Below are 21,947 nucleotides of genomic sequence, written 5' to 3' on the forward strand. Positions count from 1 at the left end.
AGAGGTCAGGCTTCCAGATGCCGGCCGGGCCAGGCGAGCCACAGCAGGCCGCCCTCGCGCCCCAGCACGAGGGAAATGACGTAGATGGCGCCGGCCGAGAGGATGATCGCCGGTCCCGCGGGCAGTTCCGCATGGAAGGAGAGCAGCAGGCCGCTAAACCCTGAGACGATGCCGACCGCGATGGAGACGATCATCATTGTGGTGATGTCGCTGGTCCAGAACCGGGAGGCGGCCGCCGGCAGCATCATCATGCCTACCGCCAGCAGGGTGCCGAGGGCATGGAAGCCGCCGACGAGGTTCATGACGACCAAGCCTAGGAAGATCAGGTGCGTCGGCGTGCCAGAGCGGCTCACGGAGCGCAGGAAGATCGGGTCGACGCACTCGAGCACGAGCGGACGGTAGAGCACCGCCAGCGCCAGCACGGTGGCGGTCGAGATGGAGGCGAGCAGCAGGAGCGTGCTGTCGTCGAGCGCCAGGACCGTGCCGAAGAGCACGTGCAGGAGATCCACGTTCGAGCCGCGCAGCGACACGATGGTGACGCCGAGCGCCAGGGACAGGAGATAGAAGGCGGCGAGCGACGCGTCCTCCTTGAGCGACGTGAAGCGTGAGACCAGACCCGCCGCGACCGCCACGATCACGCCGGCGAACAAGCCGCCCACCGTCATGGCCGGCAGGGAGAGACCGGCCAGAAGATAGCCGACGGCGGCGCCCGGCAGGATGGCGTGGGCCATGGCGTCGCCCGTGAGGCTCATGCGCCGCAGCATCAGGAAGACGCCGACCGGGCCGCCGCCGAGGGCAATGGCGATCACGCCCACAAGGGCGCGCTGCATGAATTCGAATTCGGCGAAAGGCGCGTAGAACAGGTCGAGCATGGGAACGGCCGGCCTTATGCGGCGCTGCGGTGGCACACATCCGCATGGGGATCGTATGCCTCGACCATGCGCCGGGCCTTCAGGAGGTTCTCCGGGCTCAGCACTTCGCCGGTTTCGCCCCAGGCCACCGGCTCGCGGGCGATGAGCAGGGTCTGCGGAAAGGTGCGCCGGACCATGTCGAGATCGTGCAGCACGGCCAGGACCGTGCGGGATTCGTCATGCCAGCGGCGGACAAGGTCGAGCAGGTCGGCGGTCGTCTTGGCGTCGATGGCGGTAAAGGGCTCGTCCAGCAGGATCACTGGGGCATCCTGCAGGAGGAGGCGTGCGAACAGCGCACGCTGCATCTGGCCGCCCGACAGGGTGGAGATGGGACGGCGCTCGAAGCCGATCAGGCCCACGGCCGCCAGCGCTTCCTCGATCCTGGTGCGGTCGCGGCGCGCGATGCCGCCGAACAGGCCGGAGCGGGACCAGAGGCCCATGGCCACGAGGTCGTAGACCGAGAGCGGGAAGGAGCGGTCGATCTCGGCCGCCTGCGGCAGGTAGGCAATGCCCGAGGCCGGGCCTTTCAGGCGGATATGGCCGTCCAGGGGTTTGAGCGTGCCGACGATCCCCTTGAGCAGGGTGGACTTGCCGGCCCCGTTGGGCCCGACCACGGCCATGAGGCTGCCGGCCGGGATCTCCCCATCGAGGTGATGCACGGCGGGCCTGCGGCCATAGCCGAGCGTGACTTCATCGAAACGGATGACGGTCGATGCTGCGGACATGCGCTACCCGATCACTCCGAGAACCATCAGCCATAACCCCGCCAGCACGATGGCCGTTCCGGCCAGGCGCTGCCCGACCGAGAGGCGCAGGAGCGAAAAGGTCGGCGCAGCGGCGACCGCCCGATGCTTGTGGGCATGCGTGTGGCTGTGATGGTGATGGCCATGTGACATGGCCTCCAACATAACCCCATCCGCATCCGATTTCCAGGGGCGTATAGTATTTTATACGCCCCCTTCAACAATATGGTTTCGCAGGGTTAATGTCAGAAAGCGGGATGATATTGGTAGAGCCAGGTCTCGCTCAGGACCTCGTTCTCGTTGCGCAGGTAGCAGCGCATCTCCACCGGCTCGGTTCCGGTCACGGTCAGGTCGAACTGGGTGCGCCAGTGTCCGGGCACGTTGTTGGGCACGGCCTCGGTGAGGATGTTCGAGAACTCGCCGCGGGAGGCGGAGAGCACGGGCCTGGGGATCACGCCGCTCGGCAGCCGGGTCAGGGGCTGGCCGATGAACTCCACCATGAACTTTCGCACGCCCTTCGGCCTGTTGGTGCCGGCTTGGCCGCCGTTGCCGAAGCGGGTGGCGATGACCCGGGCGAGCGGTGTCGGATAGGGCTCCTCCGCCGACCAATGCATGCGGTAGCGCAGCTCGAGCGCCTGACCGGCCCGGACGGGCTCCGCCGGCACCCACATGGCCACGATGTTGTCGTGGATCTCGTCGTCGGTCGGAATCTCGACGAGCTGGATGGAGCCCCGGCCCCAGGTGCCCTGCGGCTCGATCCAGAGGGAGGGGCGCCGGTCGTAATAGACCCCGTCCAGGTAATGGTCGAAGTTCCGGTCGCGCTGGAGCAGGCCGAAGCCCTTCGGGTTCTCGTCGGCAAAAGCCGAGGTGATGATGCGGGGCGGATTGTTGAGGGGGCGCCAGATGCGCTCGCCGGTGCCGGTCCACATGGCCAGACCATCCGAGTCGTGGATCTCCGGACGCCAGTCGACCGCGGTGGCCTTGGCCTTCTCGGAGTACCAGTACATGGAGGTGAGGGGCGCAAGGCCTAGGCGGCTCACGTCCTGGCGCATGTACACGGCGCTGTCGATGTCCATGATGATCGCGGCGGCCCGCTGCATGACGAAGCGATAGGCGCCGGCGACGCTCGGTCCGTCGAGGAGCGCATAGACCGTGACCGTGTTCGAACCGGGCTGCGGCGTCTCGAAATAGACATGGGTGAAGTCCGGGAACTCCTCGTTCCTGCCGAACACGGCCACGTCCACGGCAAGGCCGCGGGCGGACAGGCCGTACTGGTAGAGCTCGCCGATGGCGCGGAAATAGGAGGCGCCGAGGAAGGCCACCCAGTCGTTCTTCTTCCAGTCGAGCTTTCCGGTGCGGGCCTCCTGGAAGCGGAAGCCGGCAAAGCCGGAATTGTCGGGGAGCTTGTGAGCCGGCGAGTCCGCCGGCATGTCGAAATAATCGCTGTCGTAGATGATCTCGCGGGCCTGACCGCCCTCGATCACATGCATGCGCACCGGCTTCTGGAAGAAGCGGCCCATATGGAAGAAGGTGACCGGGAACTCGCTGGGGCCATTGGCCCAGAGCGCCAGGTCCGTCTTGAACCGGATCTTGCCGTGGGCATCGTAATCGATCTGGTAGAGCACCTCCGGGGAGGGGCTCGGCGGCGCCACATAGGCCGAGCGGGCCATGTCCTGCGCGCGCTTCTTCAGCTCCTCGAACGAGAAGGGCGCGGGAGCTCCCATCTTCAGGCCCTGCTGCGCCAGAGCGGAGGCGGAAAAGCCCTGAGCAGCCAGGGCGGCCGTGGCGGTTGCGGTCTGGAGGAACTGACGGCGATTGATCATGGATGAGCGCATGTATCTGTGGAGGGACGCACCCCTACCGACCAAGGTGGCAGGATTAAGTCCCTCTTAGCCTCTTGAGAAATCTTCGTCAGCGGTCAATCTAGCCCCACACACAGGCACAGCGATGACTGCGCCGTAAATTAGGGAGTACGCTATGCATCGAAAAGTCATGCGCCGCCTCATCGGCGCTGCGGCCGCCGTCGCGCTGGCCGGAGCCAGCATCCCGGCCCAGGCCCAGGACTTCATCAATGTCCTGACCGGCGGCACCTCGGGCGTCTACTATCCGCTGGGCGTCGCTCTCTCCAAGGTCTTCACCGACAAGGTTCAGGGGTCCCGTCCGTCGGTCCAGGCCACGAAGGCCTCCGTCGAGAACCTCACCCTCCTGCAGCAGGGCAAGGGCGAGATCGGCTTCACCCTCGGCGACAGCCTCGCCATGGGCTGGGCAGGCGACGAGGAGGCCGGCTTCAAGGGCAAGCTCGACAAGCTGCGCGGCATCACGGCGATTTACCCCAACTACATCCAGATCGTCGCCACGCAGGAATCCGGCATCAAGTCGCTGGCGGACCTTAAGGGCAAGCGCCTCTCCGTCGGCGCGCCGAAATCCGGCACCGAGCTCAACGCCCGGGCGATCCTCCAGGGCGCGGGCCTCTCCTACAAGGATCTCGGCAAGGTCGAGTATCTGCCCTTCGGCGAATCCGTCGAGCTCATGAAGAACCGCCAGCTCGACGCCACCCTGCAATCGGCAGGCCTCGGCGTCTCGTCCATCCGCGACCTCGCCACCTCGGTGCCGATCGTCGTGGTGGAGATTCCGGCAGCCGTCGTGGAGAAGGTCGGCACGCCCTACGTGAAGGCCACGATCCCGGCGAACACCTATGGCGGCCAGACGGCTCCCGTAGAGACGGCCGCCGTTGTGAACTATCTCGTCACCCATTCCGGCGTGAAGGACGAGACCGTCTACCAGATGACCAAGGCGCTTTATGAGAGCCTGCCGGATCTGTCGGCTGCCCACGCGGCCGCCAAGGACATCAAGCTGGAAAGCGCTCTCTCCGGCATGCCCATCCCTGTGCATCCGGGCGCGCAGCGCTACTTTGACGAGAAGGGCGTGAAGAAGCAGGGCTCGTAACCCGCGCCTTCATTGACAATCAAGCCGGGGCAGGTGAACTGCTCCGGCTTTTTCATGACAAGAAGAACGCTCATCAAGGAGACAGCGCGCCATGAGTCAGGGTGTGAACGCATCTGAGGTCGCAACGCTCGAGGCGCCGTCCACGCCGGTGGCGAACCCTGAACACGGTCTCCCGGAGAACTTCGGAGAGGGCCTTCTCGGCAAGCTCCTGTTCTGGATCGCGGTAGCCTTCTCCACGTTCCAGATCGTCACGTCTTTTGGCATCCCCCTCGACAGGCCGCTCTTCGCCAACATCACCCTGATGTATCTCATCGGCGCGGCTTTCGTGGCCTGGGCCGGCTGGCTCGTCTTTCTCCGCATGAAGGGCCGCGACGTCATCAGCGGGGCGCTGGCTCTGGTGGCGCTTGCCGTCGCCTTTGGCCTGATAATCAAGTTTCCCGGCGGCCTGCCGAGTCAGGTGGTCCGCGCCATCCATGTGGGCTTCCTGAGCCTCGTCGCGGGCGCCATGCTGGCCAATCACAAGGCGCGCAGCCCCGTGACCCTGGCTCTCGGCTGGATCATCGGTCTCGCGGGCTTCGCCATCGGCATGTACCATTGGGGGCTCTACGAGGAACTCCTGATCCGCTCCGGTGAGCTGACGCAGCTCGACATGATTGTCGGCATCGCGGCGATCGCGATCCTTTTCTATCTGGTCTGGCGGGTTATGGGGCCGGCCCTGCCCATCGTGGCCGGCATCTTCCTGGCCTACTGCCTCTTCGGCAATTATCTGCCTGCGCCCTTCGATCACCGCGGCTATTCTCTGGAGCAGGTGATCGAGCACATGTCCTTCGGCACGGAAGGGCTCTACGCCACACCGACCCTGGTCTCCGCCACCTATATCTTCCTGTTCATCCTGTTCGGTGCCTTTCTCGAGCGCGCCGGCATGATCCAGCTCTTCACCGACGTGGCCATGGGGCTGTTCGGCAGCGCCAAGGGCGGGCCGGCGAAGGTCGCGGTCTTCTCCTCGGCGCTCATGGGCACGATCTCGGGCTCTGGCGTCGCCAACGTGGTCTCCACGGGGCAGTTCACCATCCCGCTCATGAAGCGCTTCGGCTACCGGTCCGAATTCGCAGGCGGCGTCGAGGCCACCGCGTCCATGGGCGGGCAGATCATGCCGCCGGTGATGGGCGCCGTCGCCTTCATCATGGCCGAGACCATCGACGTGCCTTACGTGGAGATCGTCAAGGCGGCGATCATCCCGGCCATCCTGTACTACATGTCGGCCTTCCTTGCCGTGCATCTCGAGGCCGGAAAGTCCGGCCTGAGAGGTCTTGCCAAATCCGAGCTGCCCAGTGCCGCGCGGGCGCTGAAGGAAAAATGGCACCTCATCCTTCCGCTGGCCGTCCTCGTCTATCTGCTGTTCTCAGGCTACACGCCCCTGTTCGCCGGCTCCATCGGCCTGGCGCTCACCGTGGTGCTCATCCTCGCCGGATCGTTCGCCCTCGGCATCCTCAATCAGACGGTGCGCATCCTGTTCTGGGTCGGCCTCGGCCTGATCGCCGGTGCCTTCCTATGGGTCGGCGTCACCCTCGTGCTCGCCCTGGTGGCGATCCTCATCGTCCTGAGCCTGTTCGTCCGCGGCGGACCCGGGACGCTGGAGGCCTGCCGCGATGCGCTGGCCGATGGCGCCCGTCAGGCGCTGCCCGTGGGCCTCGCCTGCGCCGTGGTGGGCATCGTGATCGGCACGATGACGCTCACCGGCATCGGCACGATCTTCGGCAACTGGGTCGTGTCCATCGGCCGGGACTCGCTGATTGCGTCGCTGGTCTTGACCATGTTCGTCAGCCTCATCCTCGGCATGGGCATCCCGACCATCCCGAACTACATCATCACCTCGTCGCTGGCCGCGCCGGCCCTGCTGACGCTCGATGTGCCGCTCATCGTCTCGCACATGTTCGTCTTCTATTTCGGCATCATGGCGGACCTGACGCCGCCGGTGGCGCTCGCGGCTTTCGCCGCCGCTCCCATCGCCAAGGCGTCGGGCTTCAGGATCGGCTTCGCGGCCCTTCGCATCGCGCTGCCGGGCTTCGTCATCCCCTACATGGCGGTCTACGATCCGGCCCTCATGATGCAGCCGGTCGACGGCCTCTCTGGCGCCGCCTATTGGGCGAACGTTGCCTACATGGTGGTGAAGGCGGGCCTTGCAGTCGTGCTCTGGGGCGCGGCGTCCGTCGGCTACCTGAGCGTGAGGATGCCCTGGTGGGAGCGTATCGCGGCCGCAGTCGCCGCCGCGTTCCTGGTGCTGGCGCTGCCGATCACCGATGAAATCGGCTTTGCCCTGACCGTGCTCGTGCTCGGCGTCCATTTCTGGCGGTCACGCCGGTCCGCCGCGCCTGCCGTCAATCGATGATCTGCCTGATGGCCGGCTCTGCGATTGCGCCCCTGATGGCGGGCGCAATCACCCTGGCTTGGACGCATTCGGTCGAGAAGATCGCATGGGAGGAGGACTGGCGCTCGGGCCCTGCGGGCCTCGAACTCGTCGAGGCGCGGGTGCGCGGCTCAGGTGCCGGGATGGAGCCGCCGCCGGAGGCGAAATTCGCCCATGGCGTCTGGTCGTGGAAGCCGGGCCTGCCGCCTCAAGCCCAGGTGATCATGCGCCGCTCAGGCGCAACGGCGGATTGGCGGATCTGCGTCTCGGATCAATGCCGGCCGATGGAGGCCTATGTGCCGGCCGAAGCCGACCCCATCGTGATGAAGGTCTGCGACAAGCCTTAGGCGCGGCCGGTCAGGGGCTCGACCGCCACGCAGCGGCGCCAGAGGTTCACCAGGATGTAGAGGGCAAACAGGCTGAACAGGGCCATGAGGGCATAGCCCACATAGTCGCCGAGCTCGAACAGGCCCGCGATGGCCCAGCCGGCGGCGATGGCAACGCCGAAGACTTCCGCCCCCACCAGGATCATGATGCTCATGATGGTGATCACGTTGCGCCAGTTGGTGCTTTTCGCCTGAGCCACTGTTGCCTCACTAATATCCGTGCGGATGGGACTACCCTAAACGCCCCCTCCGGTGCAAGCTCTGCCCGAATCTCATTCTGTCGCGTCTCACATTCAAGAGCCCATGCCCGAGACCCCCGTTTTCTCGACAGCCGCCGTGGCGGCGCCCCATAGCCTTGCCGCCGAGACCGGCCAGACCATTCTCGCTGCCGGCGGCAATGCGGTGGAAGCCATGGTGGCCATGGCCGCCACCGTCGCGGTGGTCTATCCGCACATGAACGGCATCGGCGGTGACGGGTTCTGGCTCGTGCGCGAGCCGAAGGGGCGCATCCATGCGCTGGATGCCTCCGGGCCCGCCGGATCTCTCGCTACTATCAAGCGCTACCGGGAAAAGGGCTATGATGCGCTTCCGGCACGTGGACCCGACGCGGCCCTCACGGTCGCCGGTGCGGTCAGCGGATGGGGGCTGGCCCTGGAACTCTCCAAGGCGCTCGGCGGGCAGCTGCCCCTCGATCTCCTGCTGGGCGATGCCATCCGCCATGCCCGCAGCGGATACCCGGTCTCCCGCTCCGAGGAGTGGTTCAAGACCAGCGAGGAGGCCGCCCTCTATGAGGTTCCCGGTTTTGCCGAGGCCTTCCTGGTCGAGGGCAAAAGAGCGCCGGAGGGCACGCAGAGGCTGACGCCGCGCCTCGCCGACACCCTGGAGCAACTCGCCCATGCGGGCTTGGCCGACTTCTACCGCGGCGATGTGGGACGGGAGATCGCCCTCGACCTGGAGCGGATCGGCAGCCCCATCACCCGCAAGGACCTGGAGAATTATCGCGCCCGCGTGGTCGAGCCCCTGGCGGTTCGGCTGAAGCACTCGACGGTCTACAACCTGCCGCCGCCGAGCCAAGGACTGGCCACCCTGCTGATCCTCGGCATGGTCGAGCGCCTCGACGGGCTTCGGGGCGAGACACCCGAACGCCACCACGCGCTCATCGAGGCCGCGAAGCGCGCCTTCTCCCTCCGCGACCGGGTGGTGGCTGACCCGAGGAACCTCGCCCACGACCCGGCCTCCTTCCTGACGCCCCGGGCGCTGGAACGGGAGGCTGCCCTCATCGACATGAAGCGGGCGGCCTCCTTTCCCCTGCCGCGCCCGATCGACGGGGACACGATCTGGATGGGGGCCATCGACCGTGACGGGCTTGCCGTGTCCTATATCCAGTCCGTGTTCTGGGCCTATGGCTCCGGCTGCATGCTCCCGGCGACGGGGGTCCTCTGGCACAATCGCGGCACGGCCTTCTCGCTCGATCCTGAGAGCCGCAACCGGCTGGAGCCCGGCCATCGGCCGCTCCATTCCCTCAATCCGGCCATGGCGGTTTTCGACGATGGACGCGTGCTGTCCTTCGGGGCAATGGGCGGCGAAACCCAGCCCCAGTTCCTCAGCCAGATCTTTTCGCGCTACGCAGAGGCCGGCATGGGACTGGCGGACGCGGTGGAGGCGCCCCGCTGGCTGCTCGATGCGAAGCTGCGCGGGCACGAAGCCGTGCTGAAGGTGGAGAGCCATTTCGACCCCGGCCTGATCCGCGGCCTCTCCCGGCTCGGCCATGCCATCGAGGAGATGGACGAGGCCTATTCCGGCCGCTTCGGCCATGCGGGCATGCTGGTGAAGCACCCGCGCAACGGTCGGGTCGAGGCGGTGCACGATCCGCGCTCCGATGGCGGAGCGCTGGGCCTGTGATCAGCTGACGCCGAGATAGCGTCCCGGCCTGTGATTGGTCGCGATGACGAGGTTGACCACCACCGTCGCAAGCAGCGACAGGGCGAGCTGCTCGATGGTGACCACGAACAGGGAGCCGAGCAGGATCAGGGCATCGATGGCGAGCTGGACATAGCCCGCGCGCAGCCCGTAGCGCTCCTGGGCGTAGAGGGCGAGGATGTTGACGCCACCCAGGCTTGTGCGGTGCCGGAAGAGGATCAGGAGCCCGATGCCGATGAGCGTGCCGCCCGCCACCGCCGCATAGATCGGCTGCAGGTAGTCGATGCCGATCCAGCTCGATGTGAGCTCGGTGAGATACGAGACCAGCAACACGGCAACGAAAGTGCGGATCGTGAGCTTCCAGCCCATCCGCAGGATCGACAGAGCATAAAAGGGCAGGTTTACGACGAGGAAGAGGGGACCGAACTCGAACCCGCTCGCATATTGCAGCAGCAGCGCCAGGCCCGCCGTGCCGCCGGTGAGCAGGGTGGCCTTCGACAGGAAGGCTACTCCCAAGGCCAAGATCAGGGTGCCCGTCAGCCCGGCGACGACGTCCTCATGCAGACGGTGAACATGCGTCGGTGATGTAGCGGATGCGCTCACGGTCCGGCCCCTGGAATGAGCACCTTTTATGACGTCTCTTCGCAGGTGCAGCAACGCATGGGAAAGCAGGGGTGGTGTCTGGGTTATGCTCCCGGCGCATCCCTCCTGATGGGGGCCAGCGCTTACAAGCCGCCCGCGCCCCACAGGCCGTAGAGTAGGCTCACGCCCAGCACCAGCACGAAGGCGGCGGCGAGCAGTTCCAGCCCCGCAATCGCGATGGCACCCGACGCGCCCCGTCCGCCCGCGAGCTTCAGGGTCATGGCCTTGAAGAAAACCGCAAGCGCCGCGATGGCGCTGGTGGTGAGCGCGGTGCCGAGCGCCATGGCGAAGGTCGCAGCAATGCCTGCCGCGAACAGGCCTTGAGACAAGGTAAAGACCAGGACGATGAGGGCGCCCGCGCAGGGGCGGATGCCGGCGGCGATCGCCACGCCCGCCATGTCGCGCCAGCGCGTCAGCCGGTTGAGTTCCTCGGGAGGCGGCAGGTGGGCGTGATCGCAACTCTCCTGCACCAAGGCGAACGGATTGCGTGCGAGTGCCATGACGCCCAGAACCTTACCCGCCTTGCGCCAGGTGATGACCGCGCCGAGCAGGGCTACCGCAATGAAGCTCGCCACTTCCACATTCAGGGCAAGCTTGTTCATGGTGGAGGCGGTGGCGCGCAGCACGAGGCTCACAAGGGACACGATGCCGATGGCGACCAGCGCCTGCACCAGGGCGGCCGCCAGACTCAAGAGAAAGCCCTTGCGGAGCGCCTTCTCGTCGGCCACCAGATAGGCCGAGATCACGCCCTTGCCGTGGCCGGGACCCGCCGCATGGAAGATGCCATAGGCGAAGCCCACAAGCAGAAGAGGAAGAAAAGCGGAGCCGTTTTCCTTCAGCTCCCGCACATTAGCCCTTAGGCTTCCGTAGAAGTCGGATTGAACGGACAGGATCCAGGCACCGATGCTTCCGGAGGGCGTCGCTTCCCGCAGGCCCATGCCGAACGGATTGCGCGGCGGGGGCTTGCCGACAGGTCCAAGCCACAGGCCGATCAGACCCATCACGGCGGCCACGACCGCGATGGCCATGAGCATGATGCCAAGCCGCCGCCACAGCAGTGGCCGATCGGCGCTCGGAAGGGCTGGGGCGTCGGAGGTCAGGGACATGCGATGATGGCCCTGTTGGAATATTCGATGCCGATATCCTGCGGCTGGATGGCGCCCTCATCCTGCAGGATCTGCTGCATGGTCGAGTCGAGCGGCTTGGCCTTGGCGATGCTGGTCACGCAGCCCTGGGGCGCGTTGGCGAGCGAGATGGCCGCCTGGCCCTCCGTCAGGCTGAAGTAGACGAAGAAGGTCGGGTCCTCGATCTCGATGGAGACCGCGCCCGAGGGCGCCACCGGCGCCTTGAGGGGCAAGAGGAAGGACATGGACACTTGCGTCTTCTCCATGGTCATCCGAGCTTCCCGCGGCTGGTCGAAGGTCTGCGGCTTGCCCCGGGCTTTGAGCACCGTGAAATAGTCGAACTCGTTGAGGGAGGCCGCGTTCTCGTCGGCGAGCTCCTGCAGTTCGTCCGGCGTCAGCTTGCCGTCGCGGTTCTTGTCCAGCCCCTGCGTGACATAGGCCGTGTAGGCCTCGTCGAACGTCCAATGGTGCCGAACGCCTGTCACCCGTCCGTCGGAGGCGAAGACGACCTCCGCCTTGGCCGTGACCCACACATGGGGATGCGCCAGGGCCGGCCAGGACAGGCCTAGACCTAAGGCCGTCAGGGCAGATTTCAGACCGAGATGGCGTGTCATGTGGTGACCCTGGAACAGCGACGCTCCCGGCGAAGGCCGGTCATGAGAGGCGATATGATCGTTGTATGGTTAACAGAGGCGAAACAAAGGCGGGAGCAGCGGGGGGGTCGATTGACGGGCAATGGCATATATGTCAGCATTACTGACATATTCCAAACAACGAGACCGGATCACCGGCGGAGGGGCGAGAGCCCCAGGAGGAAAACGGATCATGGCCGAAGGTTCTGTTGCGCTTCGTCAGGTGACGCTCGACGACAAGTACGATCTGTCCAAGGATCACGTGTTCATTACCGGGACGCAAGCCGTCATCCGCATGCTGATGATGCAGCGTGAGCGCGACCGGCTGGCCGGCCTCAACACCGCCGGCCTCGTGTCCGGCTATCGCGGCTCCCCCATCGGCGGTCTCGACCAGAACCTGTGGCGGGCCCGCAAGTGGCTGGATCAGTCGAACATCGTCTTCCAGCCCGGCCTCAACGAGGAACTCGCCGCCACCGCTATCTGGGGGGCGCAGCAGGCCGAGGTTCGTGGCGAAGGCAAGTATGACGGAGTCTTCGGCCTCTGGTACGGCAAAGGCCCGGGCGTCGACCGCTCCGGCGACGTGTTCCGCCATGCCAACATGGCTGGCTCCTCGAAGCATGGCGGCGTGCTGGCCCTCATGGGCGACGACCACACGGCTGAGTCGTCTACGGTCGCGCACCAGTCCGAGTTCCACTTCGTCGACGTGATGATGCCGATCCTGAACCCGGCAGGCGTTCAGGAGATCCTCGATTATGGGCTCTACGGCTACGCCATGAGCCGCTTTTCCGGCACGTGGGTTGCCTTCAAATGCGTGAAGGACAACATCGAATCGACCTCTTCTGTCGATGCATCGCTCGACCGCGTGAAGATCATCATTCCTGACGATTTCACGATGCCTCCGGGCGGCCTCAACATCCGCAACCGGGACGGCGTGCTCGACCAGGAGGCGCGGCTTCAGGACTTCAAGCGCGACGCCATGCTGGCATTCGTGCGCGCCAACAACCTCAACCGCATCGTGCTCTCCGGCGGACGCAATCCGAAGATCGGCATCATCACGGTCGGCAAGTCCTATCTCGACGTGCGCCAGGCTCTCGACGAACTCGGCCTCGACGAGGTGAAGGCCAACGACATGGGCCTGCGCCTCTACAAGGTCGCCTGCCCGTGGCCGCTGTCACAGCGCGAGCTGGTGGATTTCGCCCGCGGCCTCGACAAGGTCATCGTGGTCGAGGAGAAGCGCTCCCTCATCGAGGTGCAGCTGCGCGAGGAGCTCTACGGCACGGCCAACCAGCCGGTCTGCATCGGCAAGAAGGACGAGGAGGGCCGCTGGCTCTTCCCCGTGAAGGGCGCGCTCGATCCCAACGACATTGCGATCGCCATCGGCGAGCGCCTGTTGGCCTATCACAACAACGACGACCTGCGCGGCCGCGTGGCGCGGCTTCGCCATGCGCAGGAGGTGCTGGCGACGACGGGCGATGTGGCAACCCGCACGCCCCATTTCTGCGCCGGCTGTCCGCATAACTCGTCCACGAAGGTTCCGGAGGGCATGCGCGCCTATGCGGGCATCGGCTGCCACTACATGGTGCAGTGGATGGACCGCTCCACCGAAGGCTTCACGCAGATGGGCGGCGAGGGCGCGAACTGGATCGGCGAGTCGCCTTTCTCCAAGCGCGGCCACGTGTTCCAGAATCTGGGCGACGGCACCTACAACCATTCGGGCGTGCTGGCTCTGCGCTGGTCGATCCATACCAAGACCAACGTCACCTACAAGATCCTGTTCAACGACGCGGTCGCCATGACCGGCGGGCAGAAGCATGAGGGCGGGCTCACCGTCGACATGATCGCCCGCCAGGTACGCGAGGAGGGCGTCGAGCGCATCGCCCTCGTGACCGACGAGCCGCATAAATACCCGAAGGAGATCCGCTGGCCGGCCGGCATGACGATCCATCACCGGAGCGAACTCGAAGCCGTGCAGCGCCAGCTCGCGGAAGTGCCAGGCGTGTCGGTGATGATCTACGACCAGACCTGCGCGTCCGAGAAGCGCCGGCGCCGCAAGCGCGGCGAGTTCCCGGATCCGGACAAGCGCGTCATCATCAACGATCTCGTCTGCGAAGCCTGCGGCGACTGCTCGGTGCAGTCCAACTGCGTGGCCGTGCAGCCGGTGGAGACAGAGTTCGGACGCAAGCGCCAGATCGACCAGTCGAACTGCAACAAGGACTTCTCCTGCGTGAACGGCTTCTGCCCGTCCTTCGTGACGGTGCACGGCGCCAAGGTGAAGAAGGCCGTACCGGAGACCGTCTCGACGGAGGGCATGTCGTTCAAGCCGCTGCCTGATCCGGCGATCCCCGCCATCGACCGCACCTTCAACGTCATCGTGACGGGCGTGGGCGGCACGGGCGTCGTGACCATCGGGGCGATCCTCGGCATGGCGGCGCATCTCGAGGGCAAGGGCCTCGGCATGATCGACATGGCCGGCCTCGCCCAGAAGGGCGGCGCGGTCTACAGCCACGTGCGCCTTGCCAACAATCAGGACGACATCCACGCCATCCGCGTGAGCGCGGATTCGGCCCATCTCGTGCTTGGCTGCGACCTCGTGGTGACCGGCACCAAGAAGGTGCTGGCGGCCGTGAAGCAGGGTCAAACGGCGCTGGTGGTGAACACGGCCGAGGTCATGCCCGGCGAGTTCACCCGCAACGCCGATTTCTCCCTGCCGACGGAGCGCCTCAAGCGCGCGATCAGGTCGGCGGCGGGCCAGGAGGGCGTGTCCTTCGTCGATGCGACGGCGATTGCCACCGCGCTCCTCGGCAATGCGATTGCGGCCAACATGTTCATGCTGGGCTATGCCTATCAGACCGGCCGCATTCCGCTCTCGGGCGCTGCCATCGAGAAGGCGATCGAGCTCAACGGGGAAGCGGTGAAGATGAATCTCGCTGCCTTCACCTGGGGCCGCCGCGCGGCCGCCGAGCCCGAGGTAATCGCCACCATGATCGGCGAGCTGAAGGCGCCGACGGAATCGCGCAAGCTGTCCGAAACCCTGGACGAGGTGGTCGAGCGTCGCGTCGCCTTCCTGTCCGGCTACCAGAGCAGGCGCTATGCACGGCGCTACAGCGGTCTCGTCGAGCGGGTGCGCGCAGCGGAGGACAAGGCGGTGCCGGGCTCGACGGCGCTCACCGACGCGATGGCGCGCTCGCTGTTCAAGCTCATGGCCTACAAGGACGAGTACGAGGTGGCCCGTCTCTACACGAACGGCCATTTCGAGAAACAGGTTGCGTCAGCCTTCGAGGGCGAGAACCTGCGTTACGAGTTCCACATGGCGCCGCCTGTGTTGGCCAAGAAGGACCCGGTCACCGGCCTTCCGCGCAAGATGAGCTTCGGGCCCTGGATGCTGAAAGCCATGGGCGTTCTGGCGAAGTTCAAGGCTCTGCGCGGCACGCCGCTCGACGTGTTCGGCTACACCCACGAGCGCCGCACCGAGCGTCAGCTCATCCGCGAGTTCGAGGGACGGATCGAGGAGATCGTGGCGAAGCTCGATGCAGGCAACCACGCGACCGCCATCGGGCTCGCCAGCATCCCGCAGAAGATCCGCGGCTTCGGCCACATCAAGGAACGGAACTTGAAAGCCGCGAAGGCGGAAGAGGCCGATCTGCTGGCCAAGCTCCGCGCCGACCCGCAGCCGATAGCCGTTGCGGCGGAGTAAATGGCCCAACCATCGTCATCCCGGACGGCGTCTAGCCGATCCGGGATCGTTTTCAGGCTGGAGCGCCGGAACCTCCGCACTGTCATCCCCGCGCAGGCGGGGATCCATAAACGCTGACGCCTCAAGGAGGGCGAGGAGCGTCGCGTACTCTTCTGCACTGTTAGCGTTTATGGATCCCGGGCTCTGCTGCGCAGCCCCGGGATGACACTACTTTACTCGTCTAGCGATCCCGGATCGGCTCCGCCGTCCGGGATGACCACTTACCTTGCCTGTCTCACCTCGACGAAGCTCTTTGCGACCGTCTGTACGTTCGCCTCGTTCAGTCCCGCGACGCACATGCGGCCGGAGCCTACGAGATAGATGCCGTCGCGCTCGCGCATGAGGTCGACCTGCTGTGCGCTGAGCCCGGTGTAGCTGAACATGCCGCGCTGGTTCGTGAGAAAGTCCACATCGACCTCGTTCGACAGGGAGCGGATCTCATCGGCAAGGCGCTTGCGCACGGAATCCATGCGGGTGCGCATGGTCTCGACCTCCTGGGTCCATTGAGCGCGCAGGTCATCATTGCCGAGCACCGTTGCCACGAGAAGGCCTGCGGTCATCGGCGGGCTCGAATAGCTGCGGCGCACGGCGAGCTTGAGCTGCCCGAGCACGCGCTCGGCCTCGTCAGCATCGCGGCACACGACGCTCAAGCCGCCGCAGCGCTCGCCGTAGAGCGAAAAGTTCTTCGAGAAAGAATTGGCCACGAGGCAACTGGCGCGCCCGGCATAGCGGCGCACGAAAGCGGCGTCCTCGTCGAGGCCGGTGCCGAAGCCCTGATAGGCCATGTCGAACACTACGATGTGGCCCTTGGCGACCAGCACGTCGGTGACGGCTGATTGCTGCCGCTCGTCGAGATCGACGCCGGTCGGATTGTGGCAGACGGGCTGGATCACCACGATGGAGCCGGCCTCGGCAGCCTCGAGTGCCTTCACCATGCCGTTGAAGTCCACGGAGCGGCTGGTGCTGTTCCAATAGGGATAGGTCGTGGTCTTGAAGCCCGCCCGCTGGAACAGGCCATGATGGTTGTCCCAGGTCGGATCGCTGACGAGAACGGTGCGGCCGGGGCAGTGCTTGGCCAGGAAATCGGCCGCGATGCCTACGGCCCCCGTGCCGCCGATGGTCTGGATCGTCGCGACGCGCTTTTCGGCAAGGGCGGGATACTTGTCGCCGAAAATGAGCCTCTGCACGCCCTCCCGGTAGGCCGCATGGCCTTCCATCGGGAGGTAGGGGCGTTCCGCGAACCCGCTGCGCTCATAGGCGGCCCGGACTGAGCCCAACACAGGAAGGCGGCCGTGCTCGTCGGTGTAGACGCCGATGCTGAGATTGACCTTCTCGGGGCGCTGGTCGGTCTTGAAGCTGTCGTTGAGGGAGAGGATCGGGTCGCCCGCGAAGGCTTCCACCTGGCCGAACAGGGATTCCGTCATGCTGATCTCCAAGCCTGTCGCGGCAGCCTGCCTGCGACGCATCGTCGGTGCCGCGAGACCTAGCCCTTGTGAGGCCTCCTCGGCAAGGTTCTTTGTGGAATCAGGTGTCCAGACGCCAGTCCACCGGCTCCAGCCCTTTCTCGACGAGCCATGCATTGGCCCGGCCGAAGGGCTTCGTACCGCGAAAATCGTTGAGCCGGTTCAACGGAGAGGGGTGTCCGGCCTCGATCACGAGGTGCTTCGTCCGGTCCACGAGCGCCGCGCGCTTGCGGGCCGGGCCACCCCAGAGAAGAAACACGACGGCGGGCTGCTGCTGCGAGATGGCGGTGATCGCCTGATCGACCAAGTCCGACCAGCCGAACTTCATGTGGGCCCCCGATTTGCCGGCCTCCACCGTGAGCGCCGTATTGATCAGCAACACGCCCTGCCGGGCCCATTTCGAGAGGTCTCCCGATGTGGGCATCGGCACGTCCAGATCCTCGGACATCTCGCGCAGGATCGTCCGCAGGGAGGCGGGAAGCCGCCGCGACCCGCGATAGGAGAAGGCAAGGCCGTGGGAATCGCCCGGGGTAGGGTAGGGGTCCTGACCCAGGACCACCACCTTGACCGTCTCCAAGGGAGTCAGGGAGATACTGGTGAACACGGCGTCAGGCGGCGGCAGCACCTGGGCGCCCGCGGACATGGTCGCATCGACCTTGGCTGCTACGGCTTCTGCACTTCCATCCCGGAAGAACGGCAGCCTGAGCCACCCGTCGGTCTGAGGCTTCGTGCGGAATGCCGCGAGAGCTTGGCTGATGGGGCCGGTCATGGAGAGGTCGTGCCTTTCTCTGAGGTCGGGGCGCCGACGCAGTGCCGGCTAAAGGATTCGGTGGATCTGAGCGAACAGCCATCGGGGATGCCGCCGATTGGGGCGTTGAAAACGTCGACAGGATGTTACTTCTGTGACACGTTTCCGGTCTAGGCTCCGCGCCTCCATCCGTGGATCCACCTGCTACGAGGACTTTGTATAATGCTTCAGAGCCGCCCCTCCGCCGCCTTGCGCGCCGGCTTTCTTGGACTATCCCTGCTGCTGTCGGGCACGGCCCTGGCGCAGGAAGCCGTGACGATCCGTTTCGTCCAGACCAACGACATCGATCGCATGAGCCCGGAGAAGGGCCGCGGCGGGTTTGCCAAGCTTGCAACCGTCATCAAGGAAGAGAAGGCGAAGGGCAATGCCTTCTTCATCCATGCGGGCGACACGATCTCGCCCTCGCTGCTTTCTGGCTTCGACAAGGGCGCCCATATCATCGATATCCTGAACCGGATGGGCGTCGATGCCATGGCGCCGGGCAACCATGAATTCGATCTCGGCGATGCAGCCTTCCGGGCCCGCATGGCCGAGGCCAAGTTCGACGTGCTCGCCACCAACATCGTCGATGGCAACGGCCTGCCGGCCAACACCAAAGCCGACAAGATGATCGAGGTGCAGGGCGTGAAGATCGGTCTCTTCGGCCTCACCACCGAGGACACCCCGATCGCGTCGAGCCCCGGCACCATCAAGTTCTCCTCCACCATCGACACCGCCCGCGCGAAGTCCAAGGAACTGCGCGAAAAGGGCGCCGACATCGTCGTCGCCGTGGCCCATACGCCCCTCGAGGTGGACATGATCATCGCGCGCTCCGCCGGCGTGGACGTGATCATCGGCGGCCACGACGAGCACCTGCTCGCTTTCTACGACGGCAAGGTCGTGCTGTCGGAATCCGAGTCCCAGGCCAACTGGGTCAATGTGGTCGAGCTGTCGGTGAACAAGACGACGAAGGACGGCAAGACCACCGTCACCTGGTCGCCCAATTTCCGCATCGTCGACACGGCCAGCGTGAAGCCGGATCCCGAGATCGAGGCTGTGGTGAAGGGCTACGAGGACAAGCTGTCCAAGGAACTCGACATCGAGATCGGCGTGACGGAGACGCCCCTCGACAGCCGCCGCGCGACGGTACGCGGAGGCGAGGCCGCCATGGGCAACCTGATCACCGATGCGCTCAAGGCTGCCGTCGGCGCCGATGTCGCGCTCACCAACGGCGGCGGCATCCGGGCGGACAAGCAGTACCAGGCCGGCCAGAAGCTGACCCGCCGCGACATCCTGTCGGAAATGCCCTTCGGCAACACCACCGTGCTGCTCGAAGTCACTGGCGCGCAGATCAAGGACGCGCTCGAGAACGGCGTCAGCCAGGTGCGGGAGCTCGGCGGCCGCTTCCCGCAGGTCTCCGGCATCGTGGCGGAAGTCGACCTGAAGGAGCCGGTCGGTAGCCGCGTGAAGTCGGTCCAGATCAATGGTCAGCCGCTCGATCCGGCCAAGATCTACAAGCTCGCCACCAATGATTTCGTGTCCCGTGGCGGCGACGGCTATCGCTCGTTCATCGGCGCCAAGTCGCTCATCGACGTCTCGGCCAGCCAGCTGATAGCAAGCCAGGTGATCGACTATGTGGCCAAAGCCGGCAAGGTGGCGCCGAAGGTCGAGGGACGCATCGTCCTGCGCTGATCCAAGGCATTTTTCATCCTGGCGCCGGGCCTCTAGAGGCCCGGCTTTTTTTTATGAGCCGGCGGAGGCAGCGCGACGTCCGGGCGCATCCCGCCCGTGCCCGATGCACGGTAGGTCGCAGGCCCCTGGTCAACGGGACGGCGAGACGTAAATTCCCACTCCATCAATGGCCATTGCTGTGCCATCCTGTACAGGCATCGCCGAATCTTAACCATCAAAGCGGCCTCTCTTTGCAACTCCACACGCCCTCAGAATCGGTCAGCCTGTCGCAGAAGCGCCGCCGGCGCTCCCTTGCGCGCGGTCGTCTGACCCTCGTTATGGGCCTGTTCGGCGTTGCGTTCATCCTTCTGACCTTCGGCTACATCGCCTGGGAGCAGCGCAACCGCCTCATTCAGCGCAACGAGGATGATCTTCGGAACGCGGCCTTCTTCCTGGCCGATCACACCGCAAGGCTCCTGGAGGTCACGGATCTGACCTTGAAGCAGGCCACGGGGCTGATGCAGGGGCAGAGCTGGGATCAAGTGGAAGCATCGCAGCCTCTCTGGCAGCAGATCCATGCTGTCGATGAAGCTCTGCCTTATATCGACGGTGTCTGGCTCAACGATCCGAGCGGGCGCCTCCGGCTGACATCCGCTCAGTTTCCGACCCCGGAGTCGAATGCCTCCGGACGCGACGCTTTCGCCGCGCAGGCGAACAGGGATCAGGGCCTGTTCGTGGGCGAGCCGATCCTCGGGCGGGTCACGAAGGTTCCGACTTTCATGATCAGCCGCCGCCTGCAAGGGGGCGACGGAGCGTTCAGTGGCATCGCGTCGGTGACCGTGACTCTGTCCTACTTCTACGATTACTGGTCCAAGGTGCGATTGCCGCGTGGCAGCCGGGTGGTGCTCATGCGCGGTTCGGACGCGGAGGTCATCGCCCAATATCCACCGCCGCCCGACGGGCTGTCGTTCGCGCCCATCGACAAATCCGCCTTCGACGCGGCATTGCGCGCCACCTCCCAGGCCGGCCTCTATTCCTTCGTCAGCATGGGCAGCGAGCGTGTAGGAGCCTACCGCCAGGTTGGCGCGATGCCGCTCTACATCAATGTCAGCATGCCGCAGGATGCCTATTGGACACCCTGGTTTGTCCAGACGCGGCTCTATGGCGCCTTCGCCCTCGTGGCTCTCCTGGCCCTTCTGGCCCTCACGTCCCTGGCCTCGCAGCAGTTCCACGAGCAGGCGGCGAATGCGGCTCTCCTCGAGAGGCAGGTTGCCTTACGCACCCATGAGCTGCGAACCGAGAGCGCGGCCCTGGAGGTTCTCAACCGGACCGGCAGCGTTCTTGCGGCGGAACTCGATCTGGACCGCATCATCGAAAGCGTGGTCGATGCCGGTGTCGAGCTGACCGAAGCGCAGGCAGGGGCGTTCTTCTGCGGGGCCGCTCAGGGCGGGAAGGCCCATTACAGCAAGTTCGCCTCCGCGGGTTTCGACGACTCCTTCGCGGCCCTGGATATCTGGGCTATCTGTGCGCCAGCCTTCACGGAAGGCAGGACGGTCCGCCTGGACAACATCGCCGTCGAGCAGGGCTCTGATGGCACACCGTTCACGGCAGACGCCACGCCCGGCCACCCGGTGATCCGCAGCCTCATGGCGGTCCCCGTTCGGTTGCGCAATGGCGGGACGCACGGCGTTCTCGTGTTCGGCCATGAAAGGTCGGGGATCTTCAATGCGCGGTCCGAGCGCCTGCTCGCTGGCCTCACGTCACAGGCAGCCATCGCGCTTGAAAACAGCCGCCTCTATCGCGATGCCCAGACCGAGATCGAGGAGCGCAAGCAGGCCCAGACCCAGCAATCCCTGCTGATCCGCGAGCTTCATCACCGGGTCAAGAACACGCTTGCCACCGTTCAGGCCGTGGTGGGCGCGACCGCGCGCTCGGCTCTGAACATCGACGATTTCTACCAGGCCTTCGTCGGACGCATCATCTCGCTTGCCAACACCCACTCCCTGCTGACCGAGGCGGTCTGGCAGACCGCGTCCCTGCGCGAGATCATGGAGAAGGAGCTGCGGCCCTACAACGACGTGAGGGGCCAGCGGATCACCCTGAACGGGCCTGCGGTCGAGCTGCCGTCCGAGGCCGCCGTGCCCATCGGAATGGCTATCCACGAGCTGACCACCAATGCTGCCAAGTACGGTGCCCTGTCGGACTCCCGCGGCAAGGTGTCCGTCTCGTGGGAGACGGAAGCGGCCGAGGAGGGCACGAGGCTCAAGCTCGTCTGGGAGGAGGGTGGGGGACCGCAGGTTTCGGCTCCGACCAGGCAGGGCTTCGGCTCGCGTCTATTGCACCGGGTGCTGACGACGCAGCTCAATGCCAACGTCGATATGGATTTCAGGCCCGAGGGCCTGCGGGTGGCCCTCGACGCCGTGCTCAAGCACGCTCCCAATATGGGCCCGACGCTCTGACGGGAGTTCGTTTCCTGCAAACGCGGCTTGCGGCCGAGCGCGCCAATGTGATGGCGGTTTTAGTTGGCGGATTGGCCTGAAACTCTTATCTAGGCGGCATCGGGAGCGGAGCTCGGCATGAAT

At 65.5% G+C, this 21,947-nt stretch carries 17 protein-coding genes; 7 read left to right on the forward strand and 10 right to left on the reverse strand.

What is annotated here, in order from left to right:
* Nucleotides 1-5: 5 nt before the first annotated feature.
* From MA07_RS03850 to MA07_RS03865, 4 genes are all read right to left on the reverse strand, one after another.
* Nucleotides 6-872, reverse strand: coding sequence for a metal ABC transporter permease (locus MA07_RS03850; RefSeq protein ID WP_036347215.1), 867 nt, complete (start codon nt 870-872; stop codon nt 6-8).
* Between the two features lie 14 nt (nt 873-886).
* Nucleotides 887-1,636 carry a zinc ABC transporter ATP-binding protein AztA gene (aztA, locus tag MA07_RS03855; RefSeq protein ID WP_036347218.1) on the reverse strand — a complete coding sequence of 250 codons (750 nt, stop codon included), beginning with the start codon at nt 1,634-1,636 and terminating at the stop codon, nt 887-889.
* A gap of 3 nt (nt 1,637-1,639) precedes the next feature.
* The gene (locus tag MA07_RS03860; RefSeq protein WP_244445149.1) at nt 1,640-1,807 is read right to left on the reverse strand and encodes a hypothetical protein; all 168 of its coding nucleotides are present in this window, start codon (nt 1,805-1,807) and stop codon (nt 1,640-1,642) included.
* A gap of 92 nt (nt 1,808-1,899) precedes the next feature.
* Nucleotides 1,900-3,477 (reverse strand): glucan biosynthesis protein D, encoded by a 1,578-nt coding sequence (locus MA07_RS03865; RefSeq protein ID WP_036347263.1) that lies wholly within the window; start codon nt 3,475-3,477, stop codon nt 1,900-1,902.
* Between the two features lie 154 nt (nt 3,478-3,631).
* On the opposite strand from MA07_RS03865, the gene MA07_RS03870 reads away from it, so the two are divergent.
* From MA07_RS03870 to MA07_RS03880, 3 genes are all read left to right on the forward strand, one after another.
* Entirely contained in the window at nt 3,632-4,600 is a 969-nt protein-coding gene (locus tag MA07_RS03870) for a TAXI family TRAP transporter solute-binding subunit (RefSeq protein ID WP_052002813.1), read from the forward strand.
* A 91-nt stretch (nt 4,601-4,691) separates the two neighbouring features.
* Nucleotides 4,692-6,989 carry a TRAP transporter permease gene (locus MA07_RS03875; protein ID WP_036347228.1) on the forward strand — a complete coding sequence of 766 codons (2,298 nt, stop codon included), beginning with the start codon at nt 4,692-4,694 and terminating at the stop codon, nt 6,987-6,989.
* Between the two features lie 8 nt (nt 6,990-6,997).
* On the forward strand, nt 6,998-7,354 hold the full coding sequence (locus MA07_RS03880; protein WP_244445150.1) for a DUF1850 domain-containing protein: 357 nt from the start codon (nt 6,998-7,000) through the stop codon (nt 7,352-7,354).
* On the opposite strand, the gene MA07_RS03885 is transcribed toward MA07_RS03880, so the two are convergent.
* Nucleotides 7,351-7,548: a hypothetical protein gene (locus MA07_RS03885; protein WP_036347269.1), complete on the reverse strand. Its 198-nt coding sequence runs from the start codon at nt 7,546-7,548 to the stop codon at nt 7,351-7,353. The two genes, MA07_RS03880 and MA07_RS03885, sit on opposite strands and share 4 nt — an antisense overlap.
* Before the next feature lie 148 nt (nt 7,549-7,696).
* Here MA07_RS03885 and MA07_RS03890 point away from each other — a divergent pair, with 148 nt between their 5' ends.
* Nucleotides 7,697-9,295 (forward strand): gamma-glutamyltransferase, encoded by a 1,599-nt coding sequence (locus MA07_RS03890; protein ID WP_036347231.1) that lies wholly within the window; start codon nt 7,697-7,699, stop codon nt 9,293-9,295.
* On the opposite strand, the gene MA07_RS03895 is transcribed toward MA07_RS03890, so the two are convergent.
* The 3 genes from MA07_RS03895 to MA07_RS03905 all read right to left on the reverse strand — a co-directional run bounded on the left by MA07_RS03895 (nt 9,296) and on the right by MA07_RS03905 (nt 11,693).
* Nucleotides 9,296-9,916 carry a YitT family protein gene (locus tag MA07_RS03895; protein ID WP_036347233.1) on the reverse strand — a complete coding sequence of 207 codons (621 nt, stop codon included), beginning with the start codon at nt 9,914-9,916 and terminating at the stop codon, nt 9,296-9,298.
* A gap of 122 nt (nt 9,917-10,038) precedes the next feature.
* On the reverse strand, nt 10,039-11,061 hold the full coding sequence (locus MA07_RS03900; protein ID WP_036347235.1) for a nickel/cobalt transporter: 1,023 nt from the start codon (nt 11,059-11,061) through the stop codon (nt 10,039-10,041).
* Nucleotides 11,052-11,693 carry a DUF1007 family protein gene (locus MA07_RS03905; protein ID WP_052002815.1) on the reverse strand — a complete coding sequence of 214 codons (642 nt, stop codon included), beginning with the start codon at nt 11,691-11,693 and terminating at the stop codon, nt 11,052-11,054. Before MA07_RS03905 ends, MA07_RS03900 begins: the two co-directional genes overlap by 10 nt.
* A 211-nt stretch (nt 11,694-11,904) precedes the next feature.
* Between MA07_RS03905 and MA07_RS03910 the strand changes: the two genes are divergently transcribed.
* Nucleotides 11,905-15,405, forward strand: a complete 3,501-nt coding sequence (locus tag MA07_RS03910) for an indolepyruvate ferredoxin oxidoreductase family protein (RefSeq protein WP_036347237.1) — start codon at nt 11,905-11,907, stop codon at nt 15,403-15,405.
* A 260-nt stretch (nt 15,406-15,665) separates the two neighbouring features.
* On the opposite strand, the gene MA07_RS03915 is transcribed toward MA07_RS03910, so the two are convergent.
* Together MA07_RS03915 and ung are read right to left on the reverse strand one after the other, a co-directional pair.
* A complete protein-coding gene (locus MA07_RS03915; protein ID WP_244445151.1) occupies nt 15,666-16,868 on the reverse strand; it encodes an amino acid aminotransferase in 1,203 nt (400 codons plus the stop codon).
* A gap of 100 nt (nt 16,869-16,968) precedes the next feature.
* Nucleotides 16,969-17,676 carry a uracil-DNA glycosylase gene (gene ung, locus MA07_RS03920; protein ID WP_036347239.1) on the reverse strand — a complete coding sequence of 236 codons (708 nt, stop codon included), beginning with the start codon at nt 17,674-17,676 and terminating at the stop codon, nt 16,969-16,971.
* A gap of 201 nt (nt 17,677-17,877) precedes the next feature.
* On the opposite strand from ung, the gene MA07_RS03925 reads away from it, so the two are divergent.
* Nucleotides 17,878-19,386, forward strand: coding sequence for a bifunctional UDP-sugar hydrolase/5'-nucleotidase (locus MA07_RS03925; protein WP_052002816.1), 1,509 nt, complete (start codon nt 17,878-17,880; stop codon nt 19,384-19,386).
* 230 nt (nt 19,387-19,616) lie between these two features.
* Nucleotides 19,617-21,824 carry an HWE histidine kinase domain-containing protein gene (locus tag MA07_RS30705; protein WP_052002817.1) on the forward strand — a complete coding sequence of 736 codons (2,208 nt, stop codon included), beginning with the start codon at nt 19,617-19,619 and terminating at the stop codon, nt 21,822-21,824.
* Nucleotides 21,825-21,947: the final 123 nt, after the last annotated feature.

Source organism: Microvirga sp. BSC39, from assembly GCF_000739015.1.
Classification (GTDB): domain Bacteria; phylum Pseudomonadota; class Alphaproteobacteria; order Rhizobiales; family Beijerinckiaceae; genus Microvirga.